22 protein-coding genes and 2 pseudogenes are annotated in these 24,638 nt (G+C 45.1%); 11 read left to right on the top strand and 13 right to left on the bottom strand.

All coding sequences use genetic code 11. The annotated features are described in order from the left end of the window. Window positions 1-24: 24 nt before the first annotated feature. The 3 genes from HFV01_RS27230 to HFV01_RS27220 form a co-directional block, all read right to left on the bottom strand. The gene (locus tag HFV01_RS27230; RefSeq protein ID WP_193520589.1) at window positions 25-597 is read right to left on the bottom strand and encodes a CPBP family glutamic-type intramembrane protease; all 573 of its coding nucleotides are present in this window, start codon (window positions 595-597) and stop codon (window positions 25-27) included. A gap of 49 nt (window positions 598-646) precedes the next feature. Beyond that, the gene (locus HFV01_RS27225) at window positions 647-2,890 is read right to left on the bottom strand and encodes a protein-arginine deiminase family protein (protein WP_315663122.1); all 2,244 of its coding nucleotides are present in this window, start codon (window positions 2,888-2,890) and stop codon (window positions 647-649) included. 74 nt (window positions 2,891-2,964) lie between these two features. Continuing rightward, window positions 2,965-3,300, bottom strand: coding sequence for an STAS domain-containing protein (locus tag HFV01_RS27220; protein WP_006622372.1), 336 nt, complete (start codon window positions 3,298-3,300; stop codon window positions 2,965-2,967). Between the two features lie 20 nt (window positions 3,301-3,320). Here HFV01_RS27220 and HFV01_RS27215 point away from each other — a divergent pair, with 20 nt between their 5' ends. After that, entirely contained in the window at window positions 3,321-3,509 is a 189-nt protein-coding gene (locus HFV01_RS27215) for a hypothetical protein (RefSeq protein ID WP_006622371.1), read from the top strand. A 92-nt stretch (window positions 3,510-3,601) separates the two neighbouring features. Beyond that, the gene (locus HFV01_RS27210; RefSeq protein ID WP_006622369.1) at window positions 3,602-4,222 is read left to right on the top strand and encodes a DedA family protein; all 621 of its coding nucleotides are present in this window, start codon (window positions 3,602-3,604) and stop codon (window positions 4,220-4,222) included. A gap of 72 nt (window positions 4,223-4,294) precedes the next feature. Here the strand turns inward: HFV01_RS27210 and HFV01_RS27205 are convergent, their stop codons facing one another. After that, window positions 4,295-7,039, bottom strand: coding sequence for a phycobilisome rod-core linker polypeptide (locus tag HFV01_RS27205; protein ID WP_006622367.1), 2,745 nt, complete (start codon window positions 7,037-7,039; stop codon window positions 4,295-4,297). Window positions 7,040-7,180: 141 nt separating this feature from the next. Then, a pseudogene (locus tag HFV01_RS27200) lies at window positions 7,181-7,573 on the bottom strand (zinc ribbon domain-containing protein); the annotation flags it as partial. 424 nt (window positions 7,574-7,997) lie between these two features. On the opposite strand from HFV01_RS27200, the gene HFV01_RS27195 reads away from it, so the two are divergent. Continuing rightward, complete coding sequence (locus HFV01_RS27195) at window positions 7,998-9,218, top strand: class I SAM-dependent methyltransferase (protein WP_008052208.1); 1,221 nt, start codon at window positions 7,998-8,000, stop codon at window positions 9,216-9,218. Window positions 9,219-9,230: 12 nt separating this feature from the next. On the opposite strand, the gene HFV01_RS27190 is transcribed toward HFV01_RS27195, so the two are convergent. Together HFV01_RS27190 and HFV01_RS27185 are read right to left on the bottom strand one after the other, a co-directional pair. Next, on the bottom strand, window positions 9,231-10,157 hold the full coding sequence (locus HFV01_RS27190; RefSeq protein WP_006670498.1) for a M28 family peptidase: 927 nt from the start codon (window positions 10,155-10,157) through the stop codon (window positions 9,231-9,233). Between the two features lie 19 nt (window positions 10,158-10,176). Beyond that, entirely contained in the window at window positions 10,177-10,335 is a 159-nt protein-coding gene (locus tag HFV01_RS27185; RefSeq protein WP_006668361.1) for a hypothetical protein, read from the bottom strand. 416 nt (window positions 10,336-10,751) lie between these two features. On the opposite strand from HFV01_RS27185, the gene HFV01_RS27180 reads away from it, so the two are divergent. Continuing rightward, window positions 10,752-10,952 (top strand): hypothetical protein, encoded by a 201-nt coding sequence (locus tag HFV01_RS27180; protein ID WP_071533550.1) that lies wholly within the window; start codon window positions 10,752-10,754, stop codon window positions 10,950-10,952. Window positions 10,953-11,163: 211 nt separating this feature from the next. Here the strand turns inward: HFV01_RS27180 and HFV01_RS27175 are convergent, their stop codons facing one another. After that, window positions 11,164-12,177 (bottom strand): RNA-guided endonuclease InsQ/TnpB family protein, encoded by a 1,014-nt coding sequence (locus tag HFV01_RS27175; protein ID WP_311737749.1) that lies wholly within the window; start codon window positions 12,175-12,177, stop codon window positions 11,164-11,166. A gap of 527 nt (window positions 12,178-12,704) precedes the next feature. Here HFV01_RS27175 and HFV01_RS27170 point away from each other — a divergent pair. Beyond that, window positions 12,705-12,911: a hypothetical protein gene (locus tag HFV01_RS27170; RefSeq protein WP_158536364.1), complete on the top strand. Its 207-nt coding sequence runs from the start codon at window positions 12,705-12,707 to the stop codon at window positions 12,909-12,911. A 495-nt stretch (window positions 12,912-13,406) separates the two neighbouring features. On the opposite strand, the pseudogene iscB reads toward HFV01_RS27170, so the two are convergent. After that, a pseudogene (gene iscB / locus HFV01_RS27165) lies at window positions 13,407-14,678 on the bottom strand (RNA-guided endonuclease IscB). A gap of 368 nt (window positions 14,679-15,046) precedes the next feature. Between iscB and fraC the strand changes: the two are divergent. The 4 genes from fraC to HFV01_RS27145 all read left to right on the top strand — a co-directional run bounded on the left by fraC (window position 15,047) and on the right by HFV01_RS27145 (window position 18,266). Continuing rightward, window positions 15,047-15,571, top strand: a complete 525-nt coding sequence (gene fraC / locus HFV01_RS27160; RefSeq protein ID WP_006622360.1) for a filament integrity protein FraC — start codon at window positions 15,047-15,049, stop codon at window positions 15,569-15,571. Continuing rightward, window positions 15,571-16,152 carry a DUF5357 family protein gene (locus HFV01_RS27155; protein ID WP_006622359.1) on the top strand — a complete coding sequence of 194 codons (582 nt, stop codon included), beginning with the start codon at window positions 15,571-15,573 and terminating at the stop codon, window positions 16,150-16,152. The genes fraC and HFV01_RS27155 overlap by 1 nt, the downstream gene beginning before the upstream one ends. Window positions 16,153-16,196: 44 nt before the next feature. Then, on the top strand, window positions 16,197-17,567 hold the full coding sequence (locus HFV01_RS27150; protein WP_006622358.1) for a cobyrinic acid a,c-diamide synthase CobB: 1,371 nt from the start codon (window positions 16,197-16,199) through the stop codon (window positions 17,565-17,567). A 69-nt stretch (window positions 17,568-17,636) separates the two neighbouring features. Next, window positions 17,637-18,266: a DUF1361 domain-containing protein gene (locus HFV01_RS27145; protein ID WP_006622357.1), complete on the top strand. Its 630-nt coding sequence runs from the start codon at window positions 17,637-17,639 to the stop codon at window positions 18,264-18,266. Window positions 18,267-18,305: 39 nt separating this feature from the next. On the opposite strand, the gene HFV01_RS27140 is transcribed toward HFV01_RS27145, so the two are convergent. From HFV01_RS27140 to HFV01_RS31465, 3 genes are all read right to left on the bottom strand, one after another. Then, window positions 18,306-18,974, bottom strand: coding sequence for a leucine-rich repeat domain-containing protein (locus tag HFV01_RS27140; protein WP_006622356.1), 669 nt, complete (start codon window positions 18,972-18,974; stop codon window positions 18,306-18,308). Window positions 18,975-19,152: 178 nt separating this feature from the next. Continuing rightward, window positions 19,153-21,066 carry an ArsA family ATPase gene (locus HFV01_RS27135; protein WP_006622355.1) on the bottom strand — a complete coding sequence of 638 codons (1,914 nt, stop codon included), beginning with the start codon at window positions 21,064-21,066 and terminating at the stop codon, window positions 19,153-19,155. Beyond that, on the bottom strand, window positions 21,060-21,182 hold the full coding sequence (locus tag HFV01_RS31465) for a hypothetical protein (protein WP_006622354.1): 123 nt from the start codon (window positions 21,180-21,182) through the stop codon (window positions 21,060-21,062). The genes HFV01_RS27135 and HFV01_RS31465 overlap by 7 nt, the downstream gene beginning before the upstream one ends. Before the next feature lie 712 nt (window positions 21,183-21,894). Here HFV01_RS31465 and csaB point away from each other — a divergent pair. Further along, window positions 21,895-22,938, top strand: a complete 1,044-nt coding sequence (gene csaB / locus HFV01_RS27130; RefSeq protein WP_006622353.1) for a polysaccharide pyruvyl transferase CsaB — start codon at window positions 21,895-21,897, stop codon at window positions 22,936-22,938. Window positions 22,939-22,963: 25 nt separating this feature from the next. Next, window positions 22,964-23,596 (top strand): tRNA (guanosine(46)-N7)-methyltransferase TrmB, encoded by a 633-nt coding sequence (gene trmB / locus HFV01_RS27125; RefSeq protein ID WP_006622352.1) that lies wholly within the window; start codon window positions 22,964-22,966, stop codon window positions 23,594-23,596. Window positions 23,597-23,602: 6 nt separating this feature from the next. Here trmB and hpsN read toward each other — a convergent pair whose 3' ends face one another. Then, window positions 23,603-24,595, bottom strand: coding sequence for a hormogonium polysaccharide biosynthesis glycosyltransferase HpsN (hpsN, locus tag HFV01_RS27120; RefSeq protein WP_006670493.1), 993 nt, complete (start codon window positions 24,593-24,595; stop codon window positions 23,603-23,605). Window positions 24,596-24,638 lie beyond the last annotated feature (43 nt).

Raw genomic sequence — 24,638 nt, 5'->3', positions numbered from 1 at the left:
AACTCCCATTAATGCGCTTGCCAACTATGATGATGGTGTTAGATTATCTGATTTCGCCTGTAAATTGGCAGATAATTTATGTTCGCCATCTAACAGAAACAACCAAACCACTACTACCAACCAGTGAAACAAAACTGGAATTAACAAAGACCCGGTTAAAGTATAGGCGATCGTGCAAGCCAATCCCAAAATTGTAGCTAAACTTAAAAATGGGGTTTGGCAAAAGGTAGGATTTCCGGCTGGATTATAAGTCAAGGCGGCAATGGGGTGGGAAATGACAAATAAAATGAGGCTGAAAGCCGCCCAAAATAGCCATATCAGGGGCGATAGAGCTTCTGTGGGGGGAGGTATTAACAGCACGCGAAAGAGGGTTTCCTCAAGCAGTGCGGGGGTGATAAATAGCCAAATCATAGCCCCTAGGAGTCGCAGGGGGTGAAAATGTATGGGGTTCCATTTGAGAAAATTCATGGAGAAGCCGAGGGGAAGGGCGATCGCACCATAAACCAGAAAGGTGGCGGCTAAAATCCACCAATCTGATGGGGTGGGAATCGCTGTAGCCATTACTAAACGGTTTAAGAGATTTGCCAAAATCGACATTTGTTTGTATTAGCATTATCTAAATTTGGGCGATCGCCATAGCTATTTGTTAGCGTTGGCTAAATTGTCCTAACTGTTGTGTGAAGGATTCCCAGAAGGCCTGTTCTTCGCCGATTCTGGTAGTATTTAAACCGGCGTTGAGACTACCTCGGAGGTTTTGGTAATAACTATCATCTAAAAATGTGATCTCAAGACCAGCGATCGCTAATCGTCGCTGCAAGTCTTCCTGGGTGTAATCTCGGCCATCAATCAAAGCCCCTCGCGGGTCAGACACCAATAATTTGCCATTGACAAACACAGAATTAACCGGGTTCGGCCACCAAGCATATCCGGTATAACCAAACATGGCTGGGACTTCCACAATTTGCTCATCATTAAGTTTAAATTCCTCTTTTAACTGATTAATTAAAGGGGTGATTTTGTCACGATGCAACCTCAAATTATGCTGAATTAATAGTTCATTATTCAGGGCTGCTCTCACTGTGGTTTGGGTGCTTAAACTGCGATTAATTGCTGCCCCTTCGTAACCGGTTTGGGCTAATTGCCGCAATAAATTAACGCCCTCTTGAGGACTAACGACTAGCATTAAGGGTCTACCTGATGCGGTGGGAACAAATGTGATTAGTTCATCTACTTGGCGAGTAATTAACCAAGAGGTGTCAATTTCTACGGGGGGCCACTGAACTTTTTGGGCTTCTAAAAAGGCTAAAATATCGGGATTTATAGTTTCCCCGTCAGCTTTTCCGTAGTATATACGCCCCATAGGATAGCCGGGAATAGGTGGGGTAACATTAAGGTTGCCATAGAAATCTAACCATTGATTTTTGGGGTCAAGTTCGCGGGGTTCTCCGATTTCAGCCCAACCAAAATTTCGCCCTAATAAAGAACTGGCATAATCACTGCCGCCGGGAGGGCTTAAAGCGACATTGTATTGACGCAAACCATCAGGACTGGGGAATTGTACATAGCCAATAGCAGCGCTATCTCGCATCCAGACGGTTTCTCCTGGGGTAATACGGGTGGGGGTTCCGGTGGGGGCGATCGCATCTTGTACGGCTTCTACTACGTCTTGATTCACACCGCGATCGCTTATATGTACCTGGGAAACGGGGGCGGTATTAGGAGACATAATCCAAGGTGCGACACCCATTTGGATTTGGTCAGAGGCGATTTCTGTATCATTTTTACGGGCGATCGCTTTGACATTGACTAAGCCACTCCATTGACCATCAGCGAATTGTTTAGCCTCAACACCCAGGATAATAGTAGGGCTAAATTCCAGGGGAGAAGCACCGGACAAATCAATATATTTCCAGCCGCCCAGGGTTTTTTGGAACATATTAATCCGGCGGCGGGAGGCTTCATCAACGCTAATATATATATCTGCGTCTTGATATTCTTCGGAAATCTTAAAATGAATTTGGGCTAAATCTGCCTCGTCATATTCGCCATTAACAATGCGATCGCTCCAGTCAGGAATACCACTGCGATCGTCATCATCATTATTAAACAGAATCAAAGGTCCAGCAGATAATGACCATTGAGTAGGGCGCATTTTGTCGCGCTCATCAATTACGCCATCCCGATTAACATCAGCATGGAGAGCAAAACCGGGAAACTTGGGTTCAGCGACGGAAAACTGAGCAATTTCTCCGGTAGTAGCCCTCGGTTCAGCTTCTGGTTGACTAGCCAAGGCTCGTTGATAGGTGACAATGGCTAAATAGCCCTGGTATTCAACAATTTTCTCAATAGCCTGGGGTTGAATCAAACTATCTGCGGGAATTTGTCGCAAGGAGTCTATCGCCGCTATCCATAACTGTTGTGCCATTTCCCAATCTTTAACGGTGGGGTTAGGATATTGACCGATTTCTACGGCTTCGAGTGCTAATTCGGCGGCTTGTTTCCAGTGTTGGCTGGCTTTTTCTTCGTTGCGAATGCGGCTTTCGGTTTGCCGTAGGGCTTTACGCCAACTATGATATTGTTGGAGTTGTAGTTCATATTGCCAGGCTTCCTGAACTACCAGGGGGTCAGGGGGGCCAGATACTTGGTCAAGTTGGGCTTGTAGGCGATCGCGTAATTCATATAATTGAGGGACAGATTGGGGATTTTCCCGCACTGTTTCTAGGCGATCTAAGCTAGAGGAAGTTCTGCCATATTCTGATAAGCGAGTTTCCGATTCCCAGATCTTATATTCTACTGGCTCCTCTGTCTCCGCTGCTAGTTGAGCCACTGCATGAGGGGCGGGTACTAAGATAATCCCCACCACAACGCCCAATGTATTGACTAATGCCATCGCTATGTACCGCATCCACCCCATAGTTAACTCCTCAAGCGACGACATTGATTTTACCAGAAAGGCAGTGGGATTTATGCAGAAAGCAAAGTTTGAGGATTGGCGGAAATTTGGTCGATGTTATCCACAATTTCAAGCACCCTATCTAGTTGGGTAATTTCCAAGACCATTTTAGCTACATCCCCTAGGTGGCAAACCACTAAACGACAACCCAATTTTTTAGCTGTTTTTTGAGCCACCACTAAAGCCCCCAAACCAGAACTATCGATAAATTCTACATGGCTCATATCTATGATCCAAAGTATGGGTGGTTCAGAAGTGATTGACAAAAACTGTTTTTTCAGTTCTTCTGAACCTTGGGAATCTAATTTATTCTGAGGCCGAATGATCCAGGGTTTGTTAGCACTCATGACTATTTCTCCTATGTGTAATGAATTTTGTCAAAATTTTTGGTCAACCTACCACACTTGCCTTTAGACGAGGTAGTTATAGGAAAGATTCCCCTGGTGACAACTACATGGTATCTGACCGGGGTGGTAAATATGTTGTCGTAGGTAACAAAAAATGTGTGTTGGCGATCGCCCCTGCCACACCCAGGGGAGAGTTACCCCGAGATTAACCACCACAGCTATGGCGGTTATCGAATGCAATATAGCTAAAAATATTATACGATTGTAAAGAATTGCGAAAAAAATATGAAGACACCATTGAATGTCCTTTGAAGTTGTATCACTGGAAACAATTAAGGCGATCGCCCATGAATATGGCTATTGGGCGGTTTTCGGCGGTATCGCCCTAGAAAATGCCGGGGTTCCTCTACCGGGAGAAACTATCACACTGGTGGGGGGATTCCTAGCCGGGAGTGGAGAACTTAACTATTGGTGGGTTCTCGGTTGTGCGATCGCAGGTGCCATCCTAGGGGATAACTGCGGTTACTGGGTAGGGCGCTGGGGTGGTTGGCCGTTTTTGTGTTTATTGGGTAAGTTATTCCGCATCAAGGAAGAACAACTAATTGAAGTCAAAGACCAATTCAGCCAAAATGCAGCTAAGGCCGTTTTTTTAGGTAGATTTGTGGCCCTCCTGCGAATTTTTGCTGGCCCCCTAGCCGGAATTGCTGGGATGAAATACTGGAAATTTTTTCTATGTAATGGTGCTGGGGCGATACTCTGGGCTTCTGTAATGGTTAGCCTTGCCTATTTTGTCGGTCAGGTTGTCCCTTTACCCCAATTAGTCTCTTGGGTGGGTGAATTTGCGATCATTGCTCTGTTATTGGTGGTGGCTTGGTTTGTGATTCCCATGTGGTGGGAGTCTCGCCAGGCGAAAAATCTTTAGGGATACAAAAAAAATCCCCGCTCTCGTATGAACGGGGAACCTAGGTAAAATTAACAGAGGCTCAAATTAGCTCTAGCTGCGATCGTTAGCCAAAACCGGCTCAAAACTAGGAACGACCAGTTCATCATTTTGTTTGGTCAACTGGTTGTAAAGCAGCTCTGTATTGGGGAAATTAGCAGCAGGAAGCGTGGGGAAACGGCGATAAGGAACAGTATCCTCGCCAAACACCTGAGCATACTCCATGCTGTTCACCATTGCGCCAATAAACGCCTTCAGACCCTGAGAAGCCAAGATTTGGTTATACTTGCGAATCTCCGCCTGATTAAGGGGAGCGCGACCCAAGAAGTGCTTAGTTCCCAACTCAATCACCTTAGTATTGGGATAGGGAGTGTAGAACTCGCGGATATACAAAGCAGAAGCTCCCAAGGCTTCGACGAACTCCTTAACGGTAATTTCGCCATTACCAAGTTTACTTTCCAGAGCGGTAAACTCTTTCTTAGTAACATAGGGGTCAATATCCCGCTCGAAAATCTGCCGATAGATAGCACCAATTGTAGTTTGGAGCGCCACCTTATCAGTCACATTGGTGAGTTTAAACACCTTAGACTGTTCGCGACGCTTGTTAACTCCCTGGTTAATGCGGTTATCGATTTCCAGTTCACCTTTCATCTGGTCAGTAGGAGTTCCCAACTCCACAAACCTGGGAGTAGGTTCGTCTTTAACCATAGTCATCTTCTCAGCCAGGGTTCCCACACGCATAGAACGCAGAGACAGACCACCCGGAGTCAGATAACGCTCATAGGGAATAGTATCTTCCCCAAAGGCTTCGTTATACTCGACGGAATCAATAATGGCATCCACCAGAGCATAGAAACCTTTTTTAGAGCAAAGGTCAAAGTAGGAATTCATTTCCTGTCGTCCATAGGTGGGTCGTCCCAACAGACGGCGGTGAATGTATTCGATCGCCTTACAAACATAAAGGGAAGTCCAATACATATTGCGGAACACATCAGACTTCGCCAGAATGCGGATAAACTCCCGAACTGTGATATCGCCATTTTCCAGCTTAATCTCAGCCACGGTTTGGCGCTGACCAGAATAGAGTTCCCGACCAAACACCTGCAAATAAGCGGCTCGGATCACCTTCTGAGTTGAACTCTCAGAGAACTTGACACTAGCGCCATTGCTCCCACCCTTGTTGCTAAATTTACTGGAAACATAACCACCGGGAAGCTGATCGAGCTTAAACACTTTGGGACCGAGAGAACCGGGAGCATTCCCACGAGCGCCAGGGTTGCTCAATTGGTTATCAATTCCGGCTCCATTGCGAATTAGAATCCGGCGAGTATCCTTACCAAAGGGAGCCGGACGATTTTGGGGAGAGCGGGTTTCTTTCGGGAAAATCGCCCCAAACTGAATTTCTAAAGGATCGTTACCGATACCATAGACGTGCTGATCCCGCAGAGGCTGTTTATAGTCACCAAACAAAGTGACAAACTGTGGAACTGTACGGAAAGGCGCACTGTAGTTAAACAGGTCAATTTGAGGGCCCCAGTTGCGGCACTCTTGCGCTTCTGTACCCAGACCCCGCAGATAAGGGACGGTTTCTTCACCAAAGTAATCAGCATACTCGGACGAATCAACCATAGCATCGACCAGGGCCGCCAAACCGCCTTTAGTGACGATCGCAAAATATTTGCTAAACTCCTCGGGAGAACTCAAACCCCGTCCCAAGAAGTGACGCGCCGCCAGTTCCACCACCCGGCTGTTGACAAAGCGGGAGTAGAACTGCTGGCGATACAGAGGAGACTTACCCAAACGACGGATAAACTCTTTAGTGCTGATTTCGCCATTTTTAAACTTAGATTCCAGGTCAGAAATCCCTTGGCTATAAGCGCGGGTAATATCACGCTCAAACACCTGTCTATAAGCAGCTTTCACCACATCCTGTTTTTCCGAGGAAGACAGACCCGGCTTCATCACAAACTTCTGACGAGCGATCGTCGCATTAAAGTAAATCTGAGGCAGTTCCAAGCCTTGCTGATCAACACTCTGACCTTGACGGACTTTGTTAGAAGGGGTTGCGCCTTCAAATTCGCTAATCAGAACATTGAAGTATTGCAGGGCAATTTCCTGACCTTCTTTGTCATTTTGCAGATATCCCAGAGCCGATCGCCGCATTTCCTGCAAAGCCACCAAAGTCGCCGCACTAGAACAGGCATTTTCGATAATTTCCCGCAAACCACGCACGTTAACGGCGATGATATTAGGATCACCCGCCACGATCGCGTAAGTGGTATAACGCAAGAACCAGCTCAAATCCCGCAGGGATTTAGTCATATTTCCCGGACCGTAGCGGGAGACGTTAATCGGTCGGAACCCCGGCGGCAGGAATACCGCAGGGCCACTGCCTGAATCTTTGAACAGGGACTTGATACCATCAAAGAAGCCGCCACCCCGGTTGTCAACATAGGAAATTGTTCCCAGCTTCATACCTTCGGCGACTTCCATATCCCCACTACCCGCCGCAGCCATAGCCATTTCTGGTTCTTCGGGTCTTTCCAAAAATGCCAAAGGGGAACCTCCGGTAAAAATCCGGTTAGCTGCCCTAGACACGATTAATTCTGCGTTTTGGGTGAGAACTTGGGCGATCTCCAGACGTTTTGCCCCAGAACTAAAGTAAGTTGCTAAATCACTAAGTTCAGTTTTCCCCAAGTAGCGATCTTGTTGTTCGGCTTGAGAAATTGTTGAAACTGGGACGGTTTTGTAAAGTTGCGGACGCGCAACTGAGCTGCCACCACTTGCCTTAACACTCATTCGATCTCTATCGCTCCCTATTCACAGTCATTACACTACGGGCGTATTACATACACCCTATAACAGGTTATTCTACTCAACCCCAAGGATCAGTTAGACTCCATCGCCCAGTTGGACTAGCCGGGGCTATTGCTGATACATTTACGCGACATTTTTCCGGTTGTTCCCGGACAATGCGACGATAGCACTATTACCCGTTAAGGTAACAGAGGCGGTATCCCGCAAAGCTTTTAGAAAGATTCCAAAAGCACCGTTCCAGTCCCGTGGTAGAGTGAACCCGCACTCAGGACATCGGAACACTTTTGAGCCACCTAGCTGGGAATGGACATGACCACAGTGAGTACAGGTTTTGCTGGTGTATTCTTCGGTCACATCTACAACTGTTCAGTTATTTCCGCGCTTATGTCTCAGGGTTAGTTTGAATCGATAATGCGCCCATGTCAGCATGGATCGGGCAGTCTTAGACCTGATTAGACGCTTCACCTTGGCAACCATATTGGAAGTCTCGAAGGTGGGCCAAAAAATCCGGCTGTGTTATGGGATGGCCAGGGATGCGACCCAATCAAGCAAGGGGTTGAAGTCCTCACCGGGTAGTCCCCACGCCCATTTCAGCTCTATTTCATACCCGAAGGTCTCGCACCATACTTGGTATTATACCGTATTGCCGTAAAATGTTAACCTAATTTGAGATTAAATCATGCTCCTTGAGTTGTTAACCTGGTTAATCTTTTTACAGATAATTACAGCTAAAATGTTTTTGGCTGCAATCCTCGCATTTTATTAAATCGCGTATCCAGACCTATTGTATAGACTTACCAGAACTTATCTGAGAAAAAACGATAAGTTTTGTTACATGACCAACACCCCACAGATTTATGGTCTACTGGGGGCAATTGTAAGGTATTCTGAAAAAGCACGTTCGCTTGCTTGCTTGGGTTGTTGTCTGTTGGTTTTGATCATGGAAGAAATTAGCGCTGCTGTCAAACGGCTTTACGATATTTACCCTTTTCCCCCTGACCCTTTGTTAAATGAACCGCCACCGGGTTATAACTGGCGCTGGTGTTGGTCAGCAGCCTATGGATTTTGTACGGGACAAAAACCCCAGAAAACTAAAATTCGGATTTTGGATGCGGGTTGCGGCACCGGTTCGAGTACCGAATATCTGATTCAGCTTAACCCAGAGGCTGAGGTTTTGGGTATTGATTTGAGTTCAGGAGCGATCGCTACGGCTCAAGAACGCTGTCGCCGCTCCGGGATATCTACTCCGGGAACTCCAGAGCCTCAATTTCAACAGATGAGTCTCTATGATGTGGGACAATTGGAGGGGGAGTTTGATTTTATTAACTGTGTGGGGGTACTCCATCACCTACCAGACCCCATTCGGGGTATCCAAGCCTTGGCTTCTAAGTTAACGCCGGGGGGATTATTACATATATTTGTTTATGCTGAGTTGGGTCGCTGGGAAGTGCGACTTATGCAGCAGGCGATCGCCTTATTACAAGGGGACAAACGTGGCGATTATCAGGACGGCGTAAATGTGGGGCGCAAAGTTTTTGAAGCCTTACCCGAAGATAACCGTTTGGTCCTGTATGAGTCCGAACGTTGGGCTCTGGAAAATCAGCGAGATGAGTGTTTTGCTGATATGTATGTCCATCCCCAAGAAATTGACTACAATATTGACACTCTGTTTGAGCTGATTGATAGCTCTCAATTGGAATTTGTCGGTTTTTCTAATCCTGAGTATTGGGATATTAATCGCCTGGTTGGTAAATCCCCCGAACTTATGGAAAGGGTCGAAAATTTAAGCGATCGCCAACTATATCGCCTCATTGAGTTATTAGACCCCAAGGTTAGCCATTATGAGTTTTTCCTGGCTCGTCCCCCTTTACCCAAGGCAGATTGGTCTGATGATAGCGCTTTATTAGCTGCCATTCCTGAGTTAACCTACTGTTTGAATGGTTGGCCGAGTCAAACAGTGTTTGATTGCAATTATCACCTGGTGACATTATCAGATGATGAGTTTGAGTTTCTCCAAGCCTGTGAAACTAATTCAACTGCTGATGGTACCGTAGAAAATCCCCGCACTGTCGGTGATATTCTGGCTGCTGTGAAACTGGACATTTCCGGAGTGCGATCGCTCCTATCTCGACAGTTTATCCTCCTAACTCCCACCTCTTAGCTGGGGGGTGAATCAATCAATATTAGCCAGATTCATAATCACTGCCTCCAAGCCAGAAACTACCCTAGCGAGGTGGTTATAGTTAACCATTGCTGGGGTATCTTCCTGGGTGTGATAGTAGGGATAGCGAAACATAGCCGTATCCGTGACCATAATTCCCGGATAACCCTCCTGCCAGAAAGACCAATGATCCGACCAACCCGCACCCGGAACCGTATTAGGCAAAATCGAGCCTTCTGAGGGAAACAGCGTATGGGTACGGAATGCCTTAACTACTTGCCGGACTAATCCCCCAGATGCGAAGTTACCAACAAATGCGATAAAGTTTCCAGTGATCGGGTAAATATTATTTAATAGCCCCAGGGGGTAGGTTTGACTTCCAGGAGTGTCCGAGTAGTAGCCCATTGTTTCTAAACTCAGCATCGCCACTATTTTCTCATTTCTTTCTCGCGATCGCTTTGCATAAACCCAACTTCCCATGTCTGGAGTCCAGCTAAAGGGTGGTTCTTCATTCACAAATTCCACAAATCTTAGAGTTTTTTGGGGATGGGTTGCCGCGAAATAATCGGCTAGTGCTAAGACCGCCGCCGCTCCTGATCCGTTATCATTAGCCCCAGGAGAGCCTACCACAGAATCATAGTGAGCCCCAATCACTATAATTTCTTCCCCCAGGGCTTCCCCTGGTATTTCTACCTCTAAATTGGTAAATTGGCGATCGCCAATCAGATATTCTTGGCGTTGGACTGTATAACCAGCTTGGGTCAGTCTACTTTCTAGGTAAGCCTCAGTTTTAAGAAGATTATCGTAATATATATAGTTATGTTCTCCGGTCCCGGCGATCGCTTCTACATCTTGTCGTAGGCGATCGCTAAGTTCTTCCTGGTGTCGTGTCAGGGGTGGAAGTGTACCTCTGTAGCTTTTTCCCGGCATCAATATCATGATTACTGCTCTATAAAACTTAAACAAAACCGGACATAGCCGGATCTTGATGTTTATTTCTGGCTTCGTCCGGGACTGTCGGCAGCACCCCGTCCACAAGTGTAATCGTCGGAACCAGGCGATTTGGTATGGTCGAAAGAGAGGTCGCCCCCTCCAACTCCAATTCCAAACCGTGCATGCGAGTTTCCCAGCACACGGCTCCTGATGTGAACACCCTATTGTCAGTAGGAACAGGGTTACGACCCCCTGCTTTGTGACTTCAACTTTAGGAGCTATATACACCACGTAGTCTTTAAACTCGCTCTCGGTCATAAGCACTCTTACATCATCGCAGTCTCTATGTCCACACCGTGACTAGTGGGCATATCCCAACCATTACAGTTAGGCATTGGCTTTCAGTCACATCCTTTCCCCTTATGGGCATACGCTTACACTTTTCACTACTCTACAAGATGTACTCGTAGAGAGCCCAACAGGGGTTTAAACGTTCCATATATATGGGCATTCCATCTTTAGATTTGTCCTATCCACCGGGGTACATTTAAAGGTCTGTGTAGGTGATGCTAAAATTACCCTACTTTTCCCCTTGCTCTTTTGAACGCAGCGTATCAACCTATTTCGCTGCTGTATAATGACGATGGTTCAAGCCGGACATTCGGTTTCCCTAATCATGGATGGTTGGCAGTGGTCGCCTATAGTAGTAGGTTCTACATCACGCCTTCCGTTCCCCGCTTCAATCCCAGATTTGTGATTTCTGAAACTGGGGGTGGCTACCGCCTTTACTCTTTCCCATAATCGCCCCAAGTGAGTTATAATACTCCTCCTAGGTAATACTTGGACGGTATATTGCGATTTCTTAAAATGGGATTGACCTTGAGTTCCCTGCCTTGCTTAGAATCACAACTTCCTAAGCGTTGGGACATATATACAGTTAAGGGGTAAACTGGTCGAGTCAGTCTATCTCCCTCTAGGAGGTTATTTCAGGCATTGCAGCCTTATTTCACTCCTAAACGTCTCGCACTGGTAGGTTTATACTGGCATTCAAGTCACGATCTATCGCCAGACCGCAGTTTGGACATTCAAAAGTCCGACGGACTAGGGGCATTTGTTGACGATGGCCACAGTTAGAACAAAGTTGACTGGATGGATAAAATCTATCGGCAATAATCAACTTTGAACCATAACGTTCTGCCTTGTAACCTAGTTGCCGACGGAACTCATAAAATGAAGCATCAGCGATAGAACCCGCCAAACAATGATTTTTCAGCATACCTGACACATTCAAATCTTCAATGACGACTTGGCTGTGGTTTTTAGCCAAAAAAGTAGTTATTTTATGAATGGTGTCCCGCCGAATGTTTGCTACTCTTTGATGTAGCTTTTGAACTTTTAAGAGACATTTGGCCCAATTTTTCGAGCCTTTGACTTTGCGACTTAAATGACGTTGTAATCTGGCTAGTTTTTGGGTGACTGCTTTATAAGCCTTGGGATTAGAGAATTGGGTCCCATCGGAGCAAGTCGCCAAATTGTTAATTCCTAGGTCTACCCCGATTCTCTCTCGATATTTCGGTGTAATTTCTGGCGTGATTTCTACGAAAAAGCTCATATACCAGTCACCTGCTTGGCGCGTTATAGTGACTTTCTTAACCCAACTTTCGGGTAGAGCCTCAAATGTAGAAACCCAGCCCACAAAAGGCAGCTTATGGCGAGTTCCTGACAACTTGAATGGCTTTCCGGAATTGTCAAGGGTAAAGCTATCATGGTAGCCTTTCTTCTTAAATTTAGGATAACTGCTTATTCCCTTGAAGAAGCGCTTAAAGGCATCCCCTAGATTAATGAAGGCATATTGATCAACTTTAGAAGACAATTCGGACATCCAAGGATATTGAGGTTTCACATAATTAGTAAAAACCTTTTTAATGGAGTTTATATTAGGCTTGAGTCCCTCTTCATAAGCTGACATCCATAAGTGTAATCCCCAATTAAACACGAACCGAGCATAACCCGCGTGTTTGGCCATCAAGGTGCGATGACGGTCATTGAGTTTGAGTTTTGTCCGGAAAGCTTTGTAAGGGTTATGGTCGAAAGGGAAGTCGCCTTCCCCAACTCCAATTCAAAACCGTGCTTGATACTTTCACATCACACGGCTCCTGATGTGGATACCCCTTTTGACATCGGGAACAGGGTAACGACTCCCTGCTTTTGTGATTTCAACTTTTGGAGCTAAATACAACATCGTAGTGTTTAAACTCGCTTTCGTCGTAAACACTCCTAATTGTCGCAGTCTCTATATCCACACCGTGACTAGTGGGCATATCCTAACCATTACAGTTAGGCATTGGCTTTCAGTCACATCCTTTCCCCTTAAAGGTATACGCTTACACTTTCACTACTCCGCAGGTACATCCTGCCACTTGAGAGCCTAAAAGGGGTTTAAACGTTCCGTTTATACGGGCATTCCATCTTTAGATTTGTCCTCTCCACCGGGGTACTTTTAAAAGTCTGTGTAGGTGATGTCATGATTACCCTACTTTTCCCCTTGCTCTTTTGAACGCAGCGTATCAACCTGTTTCGCTGCTAAATCATTACGATGGTTCAAGCCGGACATTCGGTTTCCCTAATCATGGATGGTTGGCAGTGGTCGCATTTGGTAGTAGGTTCTACTTCACGCCTTCCGTTCCCCGCTTCAATCCTGGGGTTATGATTCCCAAAACTGGGGGTGGCTATCGCCGTTACTCTCAACGCAATTGTTAAGGAATCATTAATATTTCCAGTTGGGCGTTTTGACCTTGAGTTCCCTGCCTTGTTTTGTATATTTCTATACCAAACGTTGGGACATATAAACAGTTATGGGATGGTCAGGGTACGAGTCCCTTATATTTCACCAAGGGGTGAAAGTCCCACTAGGAGGTTATTTCAGGCATTGCAGCCTTATTTGACTCCTAAACGTCTCGCACCATGATTGGATTTTACCATGAAGAATCCGACTTGATGAGTATGTCGTCAGGGAAATTTGGCATGGTCTGGGGTTTGACCGTATACTCATTATTGAGTTGCGAATCTTTGGGGTATTGTACGTTATTGTCCTAAGATGTCAAGCAAATCTTGGATTAAATTCTTGCTCCCCTTTCCCATAGTAGGGCGATCGTTAGACTTATCAATCACGTAAACCTCTTGGGAGCGTGGAAGCCCCGTGTCTTTAGACCGGGGAGGAAACGCGACAGGGGGACTTTAGTCCCCGTCAATCTTTCAAGCATAGGCGTAACCATCCTTCCTGTGAATGGGTTGGCAGTATTTGTGGCTGATGCCTGCCACCCGTACAGAAGCGGTGGTAATATCAAAACTACCAGACGCACGGCAGAGAACCCGTCCTAGATATGAGCCAATTTTCTTCCCCGCTGTGACCAGTGCCGTCACCATGTCGCCAGTCTGAAAGCCTTTATGAATTTGCCTCCTGGAGCGGTGACGATTCGGGAATCCGTACTTATTCGTCCCGCACATCTGACGGGTTCCATGCCCCTTTGCTAAAATCAGCAACGGTTTTGAAGTCAGAACTTCGAGTGATTCGACTGGTCCAACACAGGCAGCATCAAGCCAGTGAGCTTTAGGTAGGTTGAGCCTCAGTCGATTGAACTTCGTTTGTCCGCCCGTTCCTGTGGTAACTGGGAGTCCTGTTGCTTTCAGAGCCTTGAACAAGGCCCATCGGGTCGAGTTAACGGCAGCCGCATCTTTAAGGGGTGATTTGGCCTGCCTGAGAAGACGACTCAGGACATCAGGCTGGCCCGATAAAAAATCCCGAATGTCTCCATTGCCTTTGGCTTGATTGCATGAGTGGCAAGCCATCGTCAGGTTAGAAACCCGGTCAGAGCCACCCTTAGACCGAGGCTGGATCTGCTCAACTTCAAGTGGTACATTTTGAGCCCCACAGTAAGCACAGGTTCTGCCCCACTTGAACAACAGGTATTCTCTGATTTCATAGCCTTGTAATTCTCCCTGCTGATACTCAACACCTGAAATCTCAGGGTTTTCCATCAATTGCAGGTCGAACCGTACTAGCTCTTGGGTAATGCGGCCAACTGGGGCAAGTCTACGAAATCGGTGAACCCAGGTCATTAGAGTATCTACTCGATGCTGCCAGCTGGGAGCTAACCAACCTTCGGGACGAGTCCGATTCAAGAACCGAGCTGGTCGATATCGGGTCTTGCGGTTTCGTCGAGAACGTCGGAGTTGACGACGAGAGAGCAATGCTTCTTTAATCTGCTGTCCTCGGTGCTGCAACTCGGCAGCAAAGATAATATGATTCCCTTGCTTTAAGGCAATTCCAGTGACTTTAGAGCCTGGGTCTAATTTTAGTTAGAGGGGTTCAGGATTAGCGTCAACCTCCTTGTTTAGAATAATGGTGAATGGGTAGCGTCGAAATACCGATGCTTTCCCGGCTTTGAGCAGTGATCGTGCCACCCCTGGCTTGCACGGTGTCAGGGGCTTGCGGTTGGTATCTAAAACGAAAATATGGTTAGACATTGTTGCGTCTGTTCTGATTGCTCGTAACGTTTGCGCTTGCGCTAACGCGCACGCTGCGCGAACGCTAATGTTCAGAGTCGGTACTTTCCAAATCGCACTGTCTTAACCCCTTAGAACTGTTTAACGATTTGGTTCTAGTGCCTGGAACTAGCACGCATTCCAGGGTAGGAACTTTAACTCTTGCTCGCTCACGTAGCCAGTTAAGGCTTAAGCTGGTCAGCTACCTGAAATCGGGGGGCACGAAGCCCCCGTGCTTCAGCCGGGGGTGCTGACGAAAATAGCTTTGGTGTACCCTAGTACAGCAAATGTTAATCATTTCCCAACTTAATGATAGATTAAGTTTATCATCTTAATGGAGTCCACGCTTCATGCTACCTGCTGTCACCATTGGAATACGGACAATCCTCACCCGATTTTGTCGTTTGTTAATTGTGATTACCCTTGAATCATGGCTTCTGAGTGGTTATCTGAATTTGTCCCCCCGCAAAAGTGTCGAATATGCAGCCGCCATTAATTTGTTAGCAGAAATCGTCGGAATTATGAGCTTTTTTATAATAAAGGGAGTGATTCCTGACTTTGTTCAGAAAGATTTTATCGTGTATCTTCTGGTCGGAGAAACTCCCCAATTGTCTCTAACCTTGCTCCTCATTACGATGGTTTATTTTTTGTTATATTTAGCCATTAAAGTTAATGGATTTGCTTTGTATAAATTTTTATGCGAAATCCCCCCCCAACAAGACAAGCCTGACCCCAAAAAATCTCAAAGTCCTCTGATTTTTTCCATGAGTCAGGAGACTCAAATCATTATTCGCTCTCTTGTCCGCGCACACACCATTAGTTATGTGTGTATTATAGCCTTAACTGTACTGCAAGCTAACGAGGTTTCATCATAATGGATAATCCCCTGAAACATCCCTTAGTTAAAAATGTCACTTCCGTGGTAAATACCGTTAAGCCACCTAAGTTATATCACTGGAAAAGTGTAGTCATAGTCGGTCTATTGGCTTGGTTAGTTTCTAGCCTGCTGACCGATAACATCGAACGCAGTAACTCCATAGCCAACCTGAGTTGGATTTTGCTAACTGCTGGCATTTCTTGGCGCACCAATCAACATCCTTTTATCATTCGTGGTGTTTCCCTAAGTCCTTGGATTACCGGAACTTTAATTACCGTATTAGTTGATCAGGAAACTGCTGAACAGTTACCCACATTTGCCATAACTGTTTGGCCGATTATCTGCGCTTGTTTTGTGTTTTTAATTCAGTTGATTGATGCTAAATTTAAACTGCGACCAACTCCCCCTTTAATTAGTGGTCCGTTTCTGTTATTAATCCTGGGTCATGTGGTTATGAGTTGCTGGATATCTTTTTATTTTTTAGTTGATGACTGGATTCAAGAATATCCAGATCTATTTGAACAACAAATTATGCTGCAACAAGTTGAGGATTTCTCCGTTGATCCGGGTAATTCTTAATCGTAAATAATGCTTAAAAAATTGTCGAAATAGGTAGATTTTTCATGACTGTTATCATTGCGGGAGAACGCAGCGGCGTAGGTAAAACCACAATTACGCTCAGTATTTTAGCTTATCTGAAACATCACAATTTTGATGTGCAATCTTTTAAGGTGGGTCCTGATTACATTGACCCGATGTTTCATGAGTATGTTACCCAAAAACCTTGTCGAAATCTCGATCCAATTCTGACTTCAGAAGATTATGTTAAATCCTGTTTTCAGCGCCATATTAGTGGCTCTCAATTAGGAGTTATTGAGGGAGTTATGGGGTTGTTTGATGGTATTCCTACCGGGTGGGAATCCACAGAATTTAACTCTGATTTTGCCTCAACTGCTTATATTGCTGAATGCTTGAATTTGCCGATTATTTTAGTGATTGATTGCGCTAGATTATCCGGTTCTGTGGCGGCGATCGCCCATGGTTATTGTACCATAAATCCTCGGCTAAAATTCGCCGGTATCATCCTGAACCGAGTCGGAAGCGATCGCCATCTGGATTTACTGAAAGCCGCCTTAAAACCTCTGAATTTGCCGATTTTAGGTGTCGTGCGCCGCCAGGATAATATTACCATTCCTGACCGCCATTTAGGATTAGTTCCCACCCAAGAAATTTCTAATCTTGATATCCTCTTAAAGCGACTGACAGAATTAGCCGCTAATTGTTTTGATTGGTCACAACTACTTCCCCTATTGACTGCGGAAACTCTCACCCCAGAACCTCGAGAGATTCCCGTGAAAATTCCCCGCGTGAAAATAGCGATCGCTCGTGATGTCGCTTTCAGTTTTTACTATGCTGATAACCTCGATTTATTGCAAGAATTGGGAGCCGAATTAATCTCCTGGAGTCCCCTAACACAAACCATTCCCGAACCCGTTGATGGTCTGTATTTTGGCGGCGGATTTCCCGAAGTATTCGCTGAGTCTTTAAGTCAAAATCAACCCGCTATTCAACAAGTGCGATCGCTCATTAACTCCGGTATTCCTACTTATGCAGAATGTGGGGGGTTAATGTATTTATGTGATCAAATTATCGACTTTAATCAACAAGCCTGGTCTATGGTCGGAATTCTTCCTACTACCGCTATTATGGAAAAACGATTGACTTTAGGATATTATCAAGGGAAAGTCTTACGAGAAACACCCCTACTATCTTCAGGAGATACCGTCTGCGGTCATCAATTCCACCATTCCCACCTAACCGAAGAACCCCCTAACCCTATCTATGACATTTCTCGCTATCACAGCCTCCCAGAAACTCACCCCGAAGGTTGGAACCCTCTTCCTAATGTTCACTGTTCCTATTTACACCTACATTGGGGGAGTCAGACCACCATCCCTCAACGGTTTTTAAAATCCTGTGGCCATCATGATTAGTTAGATATAATATTCTCTAGCATGGCGCGAGCTTGATTGAATTTCACTAACGGAGGAAGTTAAGATATCATGGAAGCTATACTCGCTGGTGCTTTAGATGCTTTTAATCGACATAGTGGCTGGATTATTTGGAATCTGTTTTTAGCGTTTATTCCCCTAGTTCTCAGCTTTTTTCTGTTTCGGCGCAAAAATATCTCTCGGTCTGGGTTGTGGTGGATTACTTTAGTGGTTTTTATCGCTTTTTTGCCTAATGCACCCTATTTACTCACCGATATTATCCACTTAATTAGAGCCACCAGAGCCGGATATTCTGTCTGGGTTATTACTCTGTTTTTTATCCCCCTTCATGTCTTCGCAATTCTCATGGGATTTCAAGCCTATGTCATTTCCTTAATTAATCAGGGTCACTATTTAGTTAAACAAGGAGCCAAAAAATGGGTAATCCCGGCTGAGTTTCTCGTTCATTTTCTCTGTGCGATCGGTGTATATCTAGGACGTTTTCAAAGATTTAATAGTTGGGACTTGGTGACTCAACCAGATGTGATTATGGTCGAGACTTTGAATGATTTGACTAGCCGAAAACCGCTGCTAGTCATCATGATTACATTTGTGATTATATCCATTCTCTACCAGGTGATGAAACAAGTCACCCTCGGCTTGATTTTACAATTTCGCCAAGTTTATAAAAACTTTGAGTAATCTCAGTCAATCAATCGGAAATTATCCTTTCCCTAACAACTAAAACTGACAGATAAATCTCGGCGAAATCGGACAGGTCTGGTCTGCAATTGGGTTATGTCTGACAAATAAATAAGTGATGCGTTCTAGGGAAGATAAGGAACTGATATTAGAGATGTTGTTGTGATTGAGATTTAACTCATTTAGTCTTGATAAATTATTGAGGCTACTAACATCATTAATTTGGTTATAACTCAGGTTAAGAACTCTCAGATTCATGAGTTCCCCTAAAGCACTAACATCGGTGAGTAGATTGTAACTTAAATCCAGATTTTCCAGGTTCGTCAGATTCGCGAGAGGACTGATATCTGAGATTCGGTTATTCATCAATCTTAATTCCGTTAGGTTGGTGAGACTTCCTAAAGGCGCAACATCCCTAATTAAACTGGTGTTTAGATCTAGTCTATTTAAATTTAGCAAGTTTTCACTAGCTCTCGCACAGTTAAAGGTTCCGGCTTCCCTCAAAATCAGTTGTACGGTATATCTAGCATCTGGGGATAAATTCTCCCTATTCAGACACCAATCCATAATAGTTGTATAGGTTTCTGAGGGGTCGGAAGAGTCGGATTCAGCTAGGACAGACACCGGACTAATACTCCCGGTTAAACTAATCATTATCCCCATCATCGTTACTCCCCACCATCGACTCAGAAGATTACCCTTAACCATGGCTCATTCCTTCCTTGGATTGATTAATACACCATTTATAGAATAATCCCTAATTTGCCAGATTGCCTATTGACAAATCTCGGAGATTGACTTATGATAACAGCATGGGAAAATGTGGCGGCATATATATAGCCGTCTAGGGTGGTTTGGTTCGGTGTTGATCGCATTTAGGGTGCTGTTAAAAGATTAATTCAGCGGCTTTTTGAATGCGGAATATCGGCTCAACACAGCGAGGTAAATTAGGTAAAGGAACGATCGCCAATTCCCCAAAGCGATCGCCTGAAATTGCCTTACCCAATTCAGCGCGATTATGTACGATGTAATTTTGGGCGATCGACTGTTCCCGGACAGATTCGACTAATCTTTCAGCTTCTGCTAGAATAGCCTCGCGATTTTGAACAACTCCAATAAACTCGGTATATTCGGGGTCAGCCAGACGTTTTTGTGCTTTCACGACCCGCTGGCGCAAGGTTCGCAACCGTCCCATAAACTCAACCCTTCCCAAGACATTCTGATATTTAATCCACAGCTTAAAAATCCAAGCCAGCCAATCACTCATAGCGGTAGGAATCTCCAAAAACCGCAATAGATGACCCGTGGGAGCAGTATCTAATACAATCAAATCTTGTTCGTGGCTTTCCAATAACTCCATCACCTCCACCAGAGACAACATCTCATCAAGTCCTGGGAGAGACTGGGAAACAATGCGCCGCCAAGCCTCTGGTCCATAAGCCAGTTTGAGATTAGCATCAGGGTCTCCAGAATCTCCCCCCATCATTTCCGCCAATTCCCAGAGATAGTCTGAGCGAAACCTATCGAGAACCTGGTCAGCATCAATTTCCTGACCGCTAAGGTTATCAGTAATGTTAAGGGCTTGATGTCCTAACTGACAACCGAAGGCATCACCCAAGGAATGGGCCGGGTCAATAGATACCATTCTAACATGGCGCGCGCTGTAACGTTCTGCCATCGCCCAACCTATAGCAGCAGCAACAGTGGTTTTACCCACACCACCTTTTCCCCCGACAATAACTAAACGCCGCCCCAAGGACAGAAAATCTGGTAATTTAGGAGCATCAGGGAATGTCACCAATGATACGGGCTGGTTTTCGGTTTGGGTGATGATAGCTAATTGGTCATCGTTACCCAAAGGCTTAGTTTGAGCAAATAAGCTATTTAAGGCGGTAACTCCCAGGGGTTCGGTGTCTAATTCCGGGACTAGAAATATAGGCTGATCGGCGGCGATTTTGATAAACTCAGCCATGAGGGGTTGCTGTTCACGATAGCGATCGCCATCAACAGCTTCGGTCACGATATGATTAATCCATACCCCACCCAGATGAATTTTGAGAGTTTGTAGAGACTCCAAAAATCGCCGGGTTTCAAATAAACTCATAGGTTCAGGAATAGCCACACAGAAACAAGAGGTATGGTCAGCATCTTGCAGCCTAGCGCGTCCTGAAGCGAGTTTGTCCCGCATTTCATCTAAAAACTCATCTCCTTCGTCTTGGCGGTGGCTACCAGTAAAGGAACTGCCGATGGTGCGATGTTTTTCTTGGAATAGTTCGAGGGATTCTAACAAATTATCCAAAAAATCCATTAACCCCAAAAGGTTAAGGGCGTGACCACTGGGAGCCATATCCACCACTACCCGGTCGATCAGGTTTTCGTCAAAGAGGCGCTGAATTTCCAATAAACCCATCAACTCATCAACTCCCGGCCATTCGAGGTCCCAAACGGGGGTAAGGTCTTCGCCTTCTACAAAACTGCCACGTTCCACCAACAATTGTAAGGTATCTCCGTAGCGTTCCTTAAAGTCTTTGAGGAGTATATGGGCATCTAGGGCGCGGATACTCAGGTTAGGCAGAGGAACAAAATCAGCCATGGCTGCGACATGGTGGGGGGTGTTCTCTACCTGCATTTGTAGCACATCTCCTAGGGAGTGAGCTGGATCTGTTGATAGTAGCAGGATGCGATCATCAGGAAACTGACTAGCCCAATGGAGGGCTAACCCACAAGCCAGGGTGGTTTTACCCACACCTCCTTTACCACTAAATAGAGCTAAACTTAGCTTATGAAAGTCCTCTACCATAAATTTCTCTGATTGACTCCATTTTTTACCTTGGGGGCGATCGCCTGATCAGAGCAAGTCCCGGCTACATCATTATTTAATGATTCCGAGTTATGTTGACCATTAGACCCAATCACCCCATGACCCTAGCACCTACTCATCAGCCCTTCAGCCTCAGCAATAACTGTCATACGGCAGATGATGATTGGGAGTTCGCTCCATCATAATGGAATTATAGAAAGTTGGCAAGGATTAAATTAACCCCCCTGGGCCCAAGTCCCAATTAAACCGTGTTCTTTCCCTATTTCAGGAAAATCCTGCTATCTCATTTCTAACTGGAAAAATGAAACAAGTAAGATACAAAACCCTCGACGGTTTGCCTATTTTTAATCAAGTTCAGCTTAGGCGAGGTTCAAATCATGAGTAACATTAAATCACAAACCCAAATGCTGATGATGGCATTTCCCCTGTTTTTGGCCATCCCGGGGGTCCCAAATGCCGTTTTTAATCAGTCTGAGGTCTTATCTTTCCCGGTGAAGACAGAATCTATATTTTGGGGGAGTGAAAATACATCCCCCTACGAGTTACCACTACCGGAGGTTCAACAAAGACGACCCTCTGAGTGTTATGATAATGGAGTCTGTTAATATCTTTTGACAGCTACTGGGGTGCAATACTGAGAGTTGGGGGATATGTAAATGCTGCTATCAATTGCTATGAATTCTACCAAGCAGACATAGCCAGCAGCAGTCTGGGGGTCTTCCCTAATTATTGCCTGATGAGATTTGACGAATTATTGGATATCGGTATATTTAACGGTACAAGAACAGTTCAAGTTTGAATAGCAAGATGGTAAGGGCTATTTGTTGTGGTTATTATGGGGAGGGGAATGGCGGTGATGAGGCGCTTTTGGCTTCGTTATTACAGATGCTACCCGATGCGGTAGAAGCGATCGCTTTATCGGGAAACCCTAGCCAAACTCAGACCCAATACGGAGTTAAAACCTGCGATCGCCGAAATGCCTTTCAGGTGTTGAAAGTTTTGCGGGCTGCTGATTGGTTTATCTGGGGGGGTGGGAGTTTAATTCAAGATGTCACCAGCGCCATCAGCCCATTATATTATACGGGATTGATGGGATTAGCTCAACAGATGGGATTGAGGACGATTGCTTGGTCTCAAGGTATTGGTCCTCTCCAGCGTCCGATTACCCGCGCTATCGCAAAAAGGGCTTTTGCGGGGTGTAATCTAGTTACTGTCCGTGATAGTGGTTCGGCTGCCCTATTGACAGATTGGCAAATTCCGTTTACCTTAGCTCCTGATCCCGTGTGGGCTCTCGACCCAAAACCTGTACCAGGGCTGTGGGATTTGCCAGCGCCTAGAGTGGCTGTTACCTGGCGATCGCATCCATTATTGACCCCAAAACGGTTAGAGATTTTAACTAGGGCTTTGGTGTCTTTTCAGCAGGCGACGGATACCTATATTTTACTGGTTCCGTTTCAATTATCCCAAGATTTGGTGATCGCTGAGTTAATCCATAAGGCTATTCCTTACCATAGCCAAATTCTGAAATTAACAGACCCTCAAATGTTGCGGGGATTATTTCAGGGGGTGGAAATGGCTATATCAATGCGACTGCATAGTTTAATTATGGCCGCTTCCCAGGAATGTCGCTGTTTTGCTATTAGTTACGATCCGAAAGTGAGTCATTTAATGGCAGAATTAGACTTTCCCGGTTGGGAACTTTCCCAAATTCCCGACGATGCCAATATCATTAGTAAAGCCTGGATTGAACATTATGCTAATGGCGATCGCCTTGACCCTGTGCAAATTGAATCTCTGAGCGATCGCGCCCAAGTTCATGGGGAACTATTACAATCATTAATTAATAGTTAATGGCTTTTAATTGGAGGTGTAAACATTGGCAAGAGTTCGGGTTCGTCAGCACGTTAACCCTTTAGCGCGGAAATTTCAATTCTCTGTTAAAACCCCGAATTGGTCGGAGATATATACTGATATTAACAAACCTCTCCATATTGATATCGGATGCGGAAGGGGTAGGTTTTTATGGAAACTGGCTCAAATCCAAGAATATCAGAATTTTTTGGGGATAGAAATACGTCAGCCTTTAGTGGAAGAAGCCAACCATTGGCGTGACCAAAAACAGCTAACTAATTTACACTATATTTTCGGTAATGCTAACTATTCCCTATCCTCAATTTTAGCATCTTTGCCCCCGGAAACTATCAAAACAGTTAGTATTTTATTTCCTGACCCTTGGTTTAAAAGCAAGCATCAACGGCGGCGAGTAGTACAACCGCAACTGGTGGAAGATTTAGCCAAGTTTATGGTGTCCGGTGGTTGGGTATTGTTAGCCTCGGACGTGGAAACTGTGGCGCTCGAAATGCGCGATCGCTTTAAGGAAAATCCCCGCTTTCATCTCCTCTCAGAACATTGGTTAACAGAGAACCCCCTACCCGTCGCTTCCGAGCGCGAAATCGCTACCCTTAACCGTGGTGAACCCGTTTATAGGACTGAATTTCAAGCCAATTAATCACTCTTAATTAACCCCAGACATAGCTTGGGGGTCTTGGCGCGTGTAAATCTGTCCATCATTCCACAGTCCTTGTATTTGAGTCCAAATGGCACGAAAAAATCCCCAGAAATAGAAAATCCCCCTCGCTATAATCTTAGTAAACCCGCCACTTTTGTTACAAGGGGGATGTCCGAGAACATGACAGTCAAATAAACGGATATATAAATGCAGGGATTGTTTCCAGGTTAAATGCTTAAATGCCATCAAAAAATGATTATGATAATGGGTAATTTGGTACTCTAAAGACCGGGTACTAATATCATGACAGCCTCCGGTGGGTTCCCCAATATGCACTAAAACAGCTTCTGGGTCATACCAAATCTGATAATCAGTTTTTCGGATATCCAAGAAAAAATCCGACTCCTCACGAACCGCGCTACCCCTAAATCGTTCATCAAACCAAATTCCATGGTCAGTAAAAAGCGATCGCCTAAAAGACATATTACACCCCCGACCACTAATAATTTTTTGAGGTTTAATAGTATTAACCACATCCAAATAATACCAAGCAATACCCGGATCACTCGCCTCTGGTGGTAGATAATCAAAAGTCGGTTGTTTGTGGGTTCCCTGTAAATGTTCTGGGGTTAATACCCGACCCGCTACCGCGCCAATTTCAGGATGATCAAGATAGTTGCGAACATGATACATGACGAAACTCGTCTCAAGTGTAACATCATCATCAATAAAGATTACAATATCTCCCGTAGCGCGTCGCACCCCATAATTTCTCGCCCCCGGTAAACTAGCCCAGTCCAGTTTAAACCAGGAAATTTTACCGGATTTGGAAAACTTTTCTAAATACTCTTGAGTTTCCGGTTCATGGTTTTTCGTTTGGTCAACCACCAAAATTTCTAAATCGGGGTAATCATTATTCATCACATCAGATAAACTATTCCGCAATAATTCTTCGCGTCCATAGGTGGGAATAATTACAGAGACTTTAGGAAGATTCATAGTTTTGATAACATCCAATAGTTACTGATTAAGTATAAAGCGA

The sequence above is a fragment of the Limnospira fusiformis SAG 85.79 genome (genome assembly GCF_012516315.1).
GTDB lineage: Bacteria > Cyanobacteriota > Cyanobacteriia > Cyanobacteriales > Microcoleaceae > Limnospira > Limnospira fusiformis.
The sequence above is the reverse complement of the archived record's forward strand: the minus strand, read 5'-3'. Positions and strand labels throughout refer to the sequence as shown.